This is a genomic window from Turicibacter sp. HGF1, assembly GCF_000191865.1.
Taxonomy (GTDB): domain Bacteria; phylum Bacillota_I; class Bacilli_A; order MOL361; family Turicibacteraceae; genus Turicibacter; species Turicibacter sanguinis.
On record NZ_AEXQ01000099.1, the window covers coordinates 1 to 8200 of the forward strand.

At 32.9% G+C, this 8200-nt stretch carries 6 protein-coding genes; 3 read left to right on the top strand and 3 right to left on the bottom strand.

What is annotated here, in order from left to right; translation table 11 throughout:
• From pyrR to HMPREF9402_RS10005, 3 genes are all read right to left on the bottom strand, one after another.
• The gene (gene pyrR / locus HMPREF9402_RS09995; protein ID WP_006784494.1) at positions 1-534 is read right to left on the bottom strand and encodes a bifunctional pyr operon transcriptional regulator/uracil phosphoribosyltransferase PyrR; all 534 of its coding nucleotides are present in this window, start codon (positions 532-534) and stop codon (positions 1-3) included.
• A gap of 126 nt (positions 535-660) precedes the next feature.
• Complete coding sequence (locus HMPREF9402_RS10000; RefSeq protein ID WP_009607274.1) at positions 661-3039, bottom strand: ABC transporter permease; 2379 nt, start codon at positions 3037-3039, stop codon at positions 661-663.
• Positions 3039-3740, bottom strand: coding sequence for an ABC transporter ATP-binding protein (locus HMPREF9402_RS10005; RefSeq protein WP_009607273.1), 702 nt, complete (start codon positions 3738-3740; stop codon positions 3039-3041). The genes HMPREF9402_RS10000 and HMPREF9402_RS10005 overlap by 1 nt, the downstream gene beginning before the upstream one ends.
• Positions 3741-3938: 198 nt before the next feature.
• Between HMPREF9402_RS10005 and HMPREF9402_RS10010 the strand changes: the two genes are divergently transcribed.
• The 3 genes from HMPREF9402_RS10010 (at position 3939) to HMPREF9402_RS10020 (ending at position 8185) form a co-directional block, all read left to right on the top strand.
• Positions 3939-5657, top strand: a complete 1719-nt coding sequence (locus tag HMPREF9402_RS10010; protein WP_009607276.1) for a B12-binding domain-containing radical SAM protein — start codon at positions 3939-3941, stop codon at positions 5655-5657.
• Positions 5658-5777: 120 nt separating this feature from the next.
• A complete protein-coding gene (locus tag HMPREF9402_RS10015) occupies positions 5778-7142 on the top strand; it encodes a TrkH family potassium uptake protein (protein ID WP_006784490.1) in 1365 nt (454 codons plus the stop codon).
• Between the two features lie 314 nt (positions 7143-7456).
• Positions 7457-8185, top strand: a complete 729-nt coding sequence (locus HMPREF9402_RS10020; RefSeq protein ID WP_006784489.1) for a GntR family transcriptional regulator — start codon at positions 7457-7459, stop codon at positions 8183-8185.
• The last annotated feature ends 15 nt before the right edge of the window (positions 8186-8200 follow it).

Consider the following 8200-nt stretch of genomic DNA (forward strand, 5'->3'; position numbering starts at 1 on the left):
TTACTCGCCTTTTGATAGGATTACGGCATCTTTGTCGTCAAGTTCTGTTAGATATAGTTTAACTACTTCTTTATGAGAAGTCGGGATGTTTTTACCTACATAATCTGCACGAATTGGAAGTTCGCGATGTCCTCGATCGATTAATGTTGCGAGTTGAATATTTTTAGGGCGCCCATATTCTAAAACAGCTTCTAAAGCGGCGCGTACAGTACGTCCTGTATATAAAACATCATCAACTAGAATAACCGTTTTTCCATTTAACATCATTGGAACTGAACTTTGGTTCACAATGACTTCTTTCATTTCGCGTGTAATATCATCGCGATATTTTGTAATATCTAATTCACCAAGTGGCACTTCTACCCCTTCAAAAACTTCGATTAACTTTACTAATCGTTGAGCTAAGTAAGCTCCACGTGTACGGATTCCTATAATAACAACATCATTTAAATTGTCGTTTTTTTCTAAAATTTCATGTGCGATACGTTTTAATGATCGCGTAATCGTATCATGATCAAATAACACTTTTTCCATCAAGAGACCCCTTCCTTCTACTTAGAAACTCTCTCATCACATTTCATAACTTTGTGATAAACGGCCTTTTATCATTAGAATATCATAATATAGTATGTTTTTGAATATTTCAACAAATTATTTAACTTAATATTTAAGAACTTCATGTAACGAAATACGATCAAGTTGAGCTTTTGAGCATCCCATTGCAATAAAGTAGGTAAATAAAATAATGAATAATCCACTTATAGCCTGTATCATCGTAAAATCAGTTGGAATTGCCATTGGAAGACTAGCTGCAATTTGATTCATTATATAATCTATCGTCCCCCTAGTGACTGGAATACTAATTAAATAAGCAACAATTACAAATGGTAGATAAATTGTTAAAACCATTTTAGAAACTTCTTTTTTCGTATATCCCATTACCTTTAATATAGAAATTTGTTTTTGATTTTCATCTATTATAAAGTTAGTAATTAAAATCATAATAATACTTCCAAGCACGACTGAGATAATGAGCATGATACTTAAAGAAACTTGAATCATTTCCATTCCAATTTCAATATTACGCTCTAAATCGTTAATTGAAAAAATATAAGAAATATTTTCTTCTGTACTTGGTCTATCCCCAGTCCATTTTCCATTATAATATCCTTCGACTAAGTGTAAATCATCAGCTAATAAGTTCATATCTACATACATCATCGGACCATTATAGTGGTCTACAACATCGACAACCTCATAACTAATCTGTTTATTTTTTGCTTCAAACGTTAGCACATCGCCAATTTCTAAAGAATAGGCCCTTGCGATAAATTCATTAATAATTAAACCTTGTTGAGATTTTCTTGTAATATTTTCACCCGCTGCGTTATATAACGGATTAATAATGTTATAACTATCAATACCATAGACAACAAAAGAAGTTGTGACATCAAACATCAATTCTCCTTCACTATTTTTCATGCTAAGAGGCATTGCATTATACTCAATAAACGGACTTTCTGTAATGCCCAGCGGTTCATTTATTAACTTACTATACTTAACTTGATAATTATAATTAACAGAACCAAATGCTTTATCCACAATATTTTCAACTGACTTAAATACTATAGAAGCGAAAACTAAGAAAATACTCGCTACAAATACGATGATGAATAATGATAAAATTTTCCCCATGTTTCTAAAAGCTAGAGAATATTTAAAACGAGTTTCAAATGATAACGGAGATAATAGCTTCGCTAGAATTTTTGAAGTTCTAGATACTTTTAAATGACTGCTTTCTTTCATTAAATCTAGTGGAGCTTCTCTAAGTAAAAACAATAAAATGATAAAACTTGAGACTGCAACCATTAATATAGGATAAACAATCCCCCCAAGTAAAATTTGAGGCGTAAAATAAGTGCTAATCTTTGGCACAACATAATGCACCATATACGAAGAAGAAATATAACCTGAAACTCCAATACCAAATAAACTTCCAATAACTGTTCCAAATAAAGCGGCAATCAGCGGATACGTTAAATAATTTAAGCTAATTGTTAAACGACTATATCCCATCGCTTTTAAAACACCAATTTGCATACGATCTGCATTAATTCTTTTTTTCAAAATTAAAACGATGACAACCACACACATGACTAAGAGTAATGATGAAAACGTAGCAGAAAGTAATTTATTTCCGATTAACTCGCCAGATACAGTACTAATACGGATATTTTGATTTTTGCTTAACACGTGAGAAACCCCAGAAATCCCAGCCATCTTTTCTACTTCTTCTTCAACATCCACATCATCATTAAAATAACCACTGTATAAAACCCATTGTTTTTGTGAAAGTGTATCATAGACATCATCTGTGACAACCGCAATGGTTTCACGATCCGCTTCATAAAGCGGATTATCATAACTAAAAACAGGATAAATATAATCTGGTACTGCAATAAATGCTGAAATTTGATATTCGGCATCATTCATTTTAACTGAATCTCCGAGTGCGAGATCATTAGCATCTGCATATTGTTTAAATACTGCAATCTCCGAGCTACTTTCAGGCATTTTACCTGCTACAACATAAGTTGAATTTACCGAATCAGTCTGTTTTACAACTCGATAAGTATACGTTCCATCATCGGTTTCTTGGACGACATCGCGATAAAATCGGCCTTCAATCGTTGCATTAAATCGCTCACCAAGTGCCGCTACCTTATCCTCATAATAATCAACTAAACTATACTCATACTGTTTCATCATTTCAGATTTACTTAAATTCGCTAATTCAGATACACTAACTCCTTTTTGTGCAATCATCGAACGAATAGCCTGTTCTGTTGGTGAGGAAAGGACAACTAAAAAATCTTCCTGATTTGTTTTTGAGGCATAATCGTCTAAAAAATAAGAAACAGATGAGATTGCCGTTTCTAATGAAACATATGTAAAAGAAGACATCGTAATGAGAATCATCAATGAAAAAAATTGTAATGGCTTTTGCTGAATCGTCCTTAATACATTTTTAAATATCATTATACCCAACTCACTTCTTTAGCTCGTTTTTTATCTTGATTTTGAGTTACATCAATAATTTCTCCGGAACGCATTCTCACAACTTTATCAGCAATCTCTGCAATTCCTAAATTATGCGTAATTAAGAAAATCGTTGTTTTAAATTCTTCATTAATGCGTTGTAACACTTCAAGAACTGTTTTTCCTGTTTCTTCATCTAAAGCCCCTGTTGGTTCATCACAAAATAAAATAGATGGATTTTTAGCAATTGCTCGTGCGATGGCTACACGTTGTTGTTGTCCACCTGATAATTGATATGGAAATTGTCCGACATACTCCTCTAGCATAACTTCTTTTAAAACTTCATGAACATCTAAATGATTTTGACTAAGTCTTGCCCCAACCTCTACATTCTCAAGAACAGTCATATTTGGCATCAAGTTATACTGTTGAAACACAAATCCCAACTCTTGACGTCTAAAACGAGTCAGTTGTGATGAGGTCATATTTGTAATCTGTTGGCCATTCACCAAAATTTCTCCTTGATTTACCTCATCAAGTCCTCCACTAACATGAAGAAGTGTTGACTTCCCTGATCCTGATGGACCTAAGATCACGACAAATTCTCCCTGTTCTACATTGAGATTTATATTCTTTAATGCATCAGTTTGGATTTCACCAACTTTATAACTTTTTGAAACATCACGAATAGAAATTAACACAATGACTCACCTACCTCAGTTTTAGCATCTTGCATATTAAAAGTATTAGCATAAAAAGGAATTTTATACTTTTAATAGTTTTAATTGTATTAAAATTCAAATAATAGCAATACAACCACTCTATCCTGATGAAAACCTATAGGTATCCTACTCATTATTGTGCTAAAATGAAAAAGATAAAAAATGAGGTGCTTACATATGTCAATTACGTTAACTACGTTAAATTCAAAATACATTCATACAAACTTAGCCATTCGATATTTAAAAGCGAATGCACCAGCCTTTGATATTAAATTAAAGGAATACACATTAAAAGATACATTAGAAAACATTGCTAACGATTTACTTGCAACAAATCCAAAAATCATCGGATTCAGTGTTTATATTTGGAATGTTGAAAAAACTTTAACCTTAATCAATATGTTAAAAGAAAAAGATCCAACCCTTACAATTTTGATGGGTGGACCTGAAGTTTCATATGATTTTGATGTTTGGTTCTCAAGATGTGCTATCGACTACATCATCTACGGTGAAGGAGAACTATCTTTCCGTGAACTGATGGAAGCATTGCATGGGCAAAGAGATATCACCACAGTACGTGGAATTGTTTATAAAAACTTAGTAACAGGCGAGTTAATCAAAGCAGCGGAAGCTCCAATTTTGGATCCAAAGGAAATCTTATCTCCCTTCTACTTCGAAGAAGATATTCCTCATCTGCCAAATCGAATTCAATATATTGAAACATCACGCGGGTGTCCTTATTCATGCCAATACTGTTTAGCATCAGTTGATAATAAAGTACGCTACTTTGATATCGAAAACGTAAAAAACGAAATTCGTTATCTGATGAAGCATGGTGCTAAAATGTTCAAATTCTTAGATCGTACGTTCAATATTAACAAAACATATGCTCTAAACATCTTCGACTTTATTATTGAAGAACATCTCCCTGGCACTCAATTTCAATTTGAAATTACAGCAGACATCATGCCAACCGAGTTAATCGATTATTTAAATGAACATGCCCCTGAAGGATTATTCCGTTTTGAAATTGGAATTCAATCAACATATGAATTAACAAATAAACTCGTTAAACGTCGTCAAAACTTCGACAAATTAACAACAAATATCCTACGTATTAAACAAGGTGGAAAAATCGTTCTTCACCTCGACTTAATTGCTGGACTTCCCGAAGAACCGTACGATCGATTCGAGCAATCATTCAATGATGTCTTCGCGCTTCGTCCAGAAGAATTACAACTTGGATTCTTAAAAATGCTACGTGGAACAGGACTTCGTAAACAAGCCGATGAATTTGGATACGTTTATGATGAATTCGCCCCATACGAAATGAAACGCAACGATAAACTATCTGAAAGTGATGTTGAGAAAATCCACTTAGCAGAAGAAATTTTAGAGCGTTATTGGAATGCTCATCGTATGGATTACACCATGAAATTCTTAGTAGACAATGACTTCAAGACTTCTCCATTTGACTTCATGTATCGATTTGGAGTGTATTGGAATGAAAGATACCCTTGGATTCGTTATCAACTTAGCGATTTATTTACAAGACTATATGATTTCTTAGAGAGCATCGATTATAACCAAATGCCAACCATACTTTCATACATGAAAGTAGACTATTTAACGAATAGTAAAATTAAACCGAAAATTTGGTGGCAAGATCGCCTACAAAAAGAGGAGCGCCGAGCAATCATTAATCAATTAGCAGAATCATCAGATGAAATGAAAGAATTGTTAAATACACATAAAATTAATTTACCTGATATCTTTAAATATGCTGTTCTAGAACCTGTTTATCTAGATAATCAGTTAAAACCATCAAAAGAATTACACTATTTAATCGTCATCTATTTACCAAATCAAACTACACAATATTATATTGTGAAATAGCGATGAGGAATTTGACTTACTTTGTTAAAATTTTGCATATATTTTACAGTCATTAGTGTTATAATCAATTTTGAATGATATATAAGTTCAATGCGTTTATTTTAAAGGGAGTGCCTAAGGATGTTTATTGTTAAGAAATTAAGGAATTTTATCCATTCAACGCCAACAAGGTTAATTGTAGGATACTATTTCATGTTTACCATAGGATTTGCCTTCTTATTATGGTTACCATTTAGTTTAAATGAAGGTGTCTCATTATCATTTCTAGATGCTTTATTTATTTCAACAAGTGGTCTTAGTAATACAGGGCTATCCCCCGTATCACCAGTTGATACATTTAGTATACCAGGAATTTTAATTCTTGCTCTTAACCTACAAATTGGGGGACTTGGGTTAATGATGATTTCAACTGCTATTTGGTTACTAGCAGGCCATAAAATTTCAACACGGGAAAGAGCCTTAATTATGACTGACCAGAATCAGATTAACTTAAGTGGTGTAGTTAAACTCGTTAAATCCGTTTTAATCTCTTTCTTGGCCATTGAATTAGTTTTTATGCTCATACTTGGAAACTACTATTATTTCGCAGGTTATTATCCAATCTATTGGCAAGCTATGCTTCAAGGATTCTTCACAACTGTATCAGCTATTACAAACTCTGGGTTCGATATAACTGGCTCATCATTAATGCCGTTTCAAAAGGATTATTTCGTTCAAACACTTCACATGTTTTTAATGTTCTTTGGTGCCATGGGATTTCCAGTGATTTTAGATATTAAAAAATACTTTCAGTGTCGTAGGACAAAACAGCGTTTTAAATTTTCAATCTACACAAAATTGACGATGGTTACAACGATTATATTATGGGTTGTGGGTATTGTTGGATTCTACCTATTTGAATGGAATCACTTCTTAGCAGACAAAGGTTTAATAGAAGGATTCTTCTATGCAACATTTAACTCATTAACAACACGTAATGCAGGATTTGCAACTGTTGATATGAACGCCTTCTCGACTGCAACACTAACTATGTTCTGTGGTTTAATGTTTGTGGGATCGTCGCCTAACTCATCTGGTGGTGGAATTCGTACCACAACATTTGCCTTAATGGTTCTTGCTATTCTTTCATTCGCACGTGGAAAACAGTATGTCAACATTTATGGACGCGAAATTGAAACTCAAACCGTTTATAAATCATTTATGATTTACATTGTAGCAACATTTATCGTTTCACTCTCTACTCTTTTAATTTGTATGAGTGACCAGTTTCCATTAATGGAAATTTTCTTCGAAGTTTGCTCGGCATTCGGAACAACTGGTCTTTCAATGGGGATCACGGGTAGTCTAACATCATTTGCAAAACTCGTGCTTATTGCCACAATGTTCATCGGTCGTATCGGAATTATTGCGTTCTTAATGATTTTCAGAGCAAATGTGCATCCTGCTAAAGTTAGATACCCAAAAGTTGATATTATAATTGGATAAAACAAATTTGTACATTTTTGTACAATGAAATTGTTTTCATATGTTAAATTAAAGATAGATACTTATTTTAAATAAGTTTCTATCTTTTTATTTTCGAATAAAATTAATAATAACAGGAGTATAGTTACAGTGCATTTTGTAAGATGTTTTAACGATTATAGTTTATTATTAAACTATTAGTAATCTATTAACAGGAAAAAACATCCATATCTTTTAACTTTAATCATCTAAGCTATTGAAAATACGGCTTAAAAACATTATGATATTATTAAACATGATAACGTTTTTAAAAACAGGAGGAGGCGTTTCATATAATGGTTCTTGATCGCTCAAAAGATTCTAAACCTTTATATTTACAAATAAAAGATATTCTAAAACATAAGATTATCAACAACGAATATGCAGTCGGAAGTACTATTCCATCGGAAAATGAACTAGAAGAAATATTTGGAGTTAGTCGTATGACTATTCGCCAAGCTGTTAATGAATTAGTAAACGAAGGATTATTAAGAAAAGAGCGCGGACGCGGAAAAGGTACAGTCGTTTTATCAAATGCAATCGCGGACAAATTATCAACAGTTAAAAGTTTTACACAAAAAATGCAAGAACAAGGATACATCTTAAAAAATAAACAAATCAACATTTCATTAGTTACTCCAGACCCTGCCGTTGTCGCAGCCTTCAACATTGAACCAACAGATAAAGTATTACGTTTAAGTCGTATTCGTATGGTTAACAACGATATCATCATGTACAGTATCTCATACGTTCCAGGATTTTTAGATCTACCATTTGACGCTGAACTTTACGGATCATTATACCAATTACTATCAACTCAAAACATCCAAATTTCTCATGCAGAAGAATACATCGAAGCCATGCTTGCAGATGAGGAAATCAGTAGAGAACTTGAAATACCACTTAATGCAGCTGTCTTAAAACGTACACGTATCAGTCAAGACCAATACAACCGTAATGTAGAATATACTACAACATACTACCGATCAGATAAATATAAATACGTAGTAGAATTAACAGTTTGATAATAAAGAAAAGCA

Bases quoted from the DNA above. Each gene is read 5' to 3' on its own strand.
- HMPREF9402_RS10020 (WP_006784489.1), top strand. From the start codon at position 7,457: ATGGTTCTTGATCGCTCAAAAGATTCTAAACCTTTATATTTACAAATA.
- HMPREF9402_RS10000 (WP_009607274.1), bottom strand. From the start codon at position 3,039: ATGATATTTAAAAATGTATTAAGGACGATTCAGCAAAAGCCATTACAA.
- pyrR (WP_006784494.1), bottom strand. From the start codon at position 534: ATGGAAAAAGTGTTATTTGATCATGATACGATTACGCGATCATTAAAA.
- HMPREF9402_RS10010 (WP_009607276.1), top strand. From the start codon at position 3,939: ATGTCAATTACGTTAACTACGTTAAATTCAAAATACATTCATACAAAC.
- HMPREF9402_RS10015 (WP_006784490.1), top strand. From the start codon at position 5,778: ATGTTTATTGTTAAGAAATTAAGGAATTTTATCCATTCAACGCCAACA.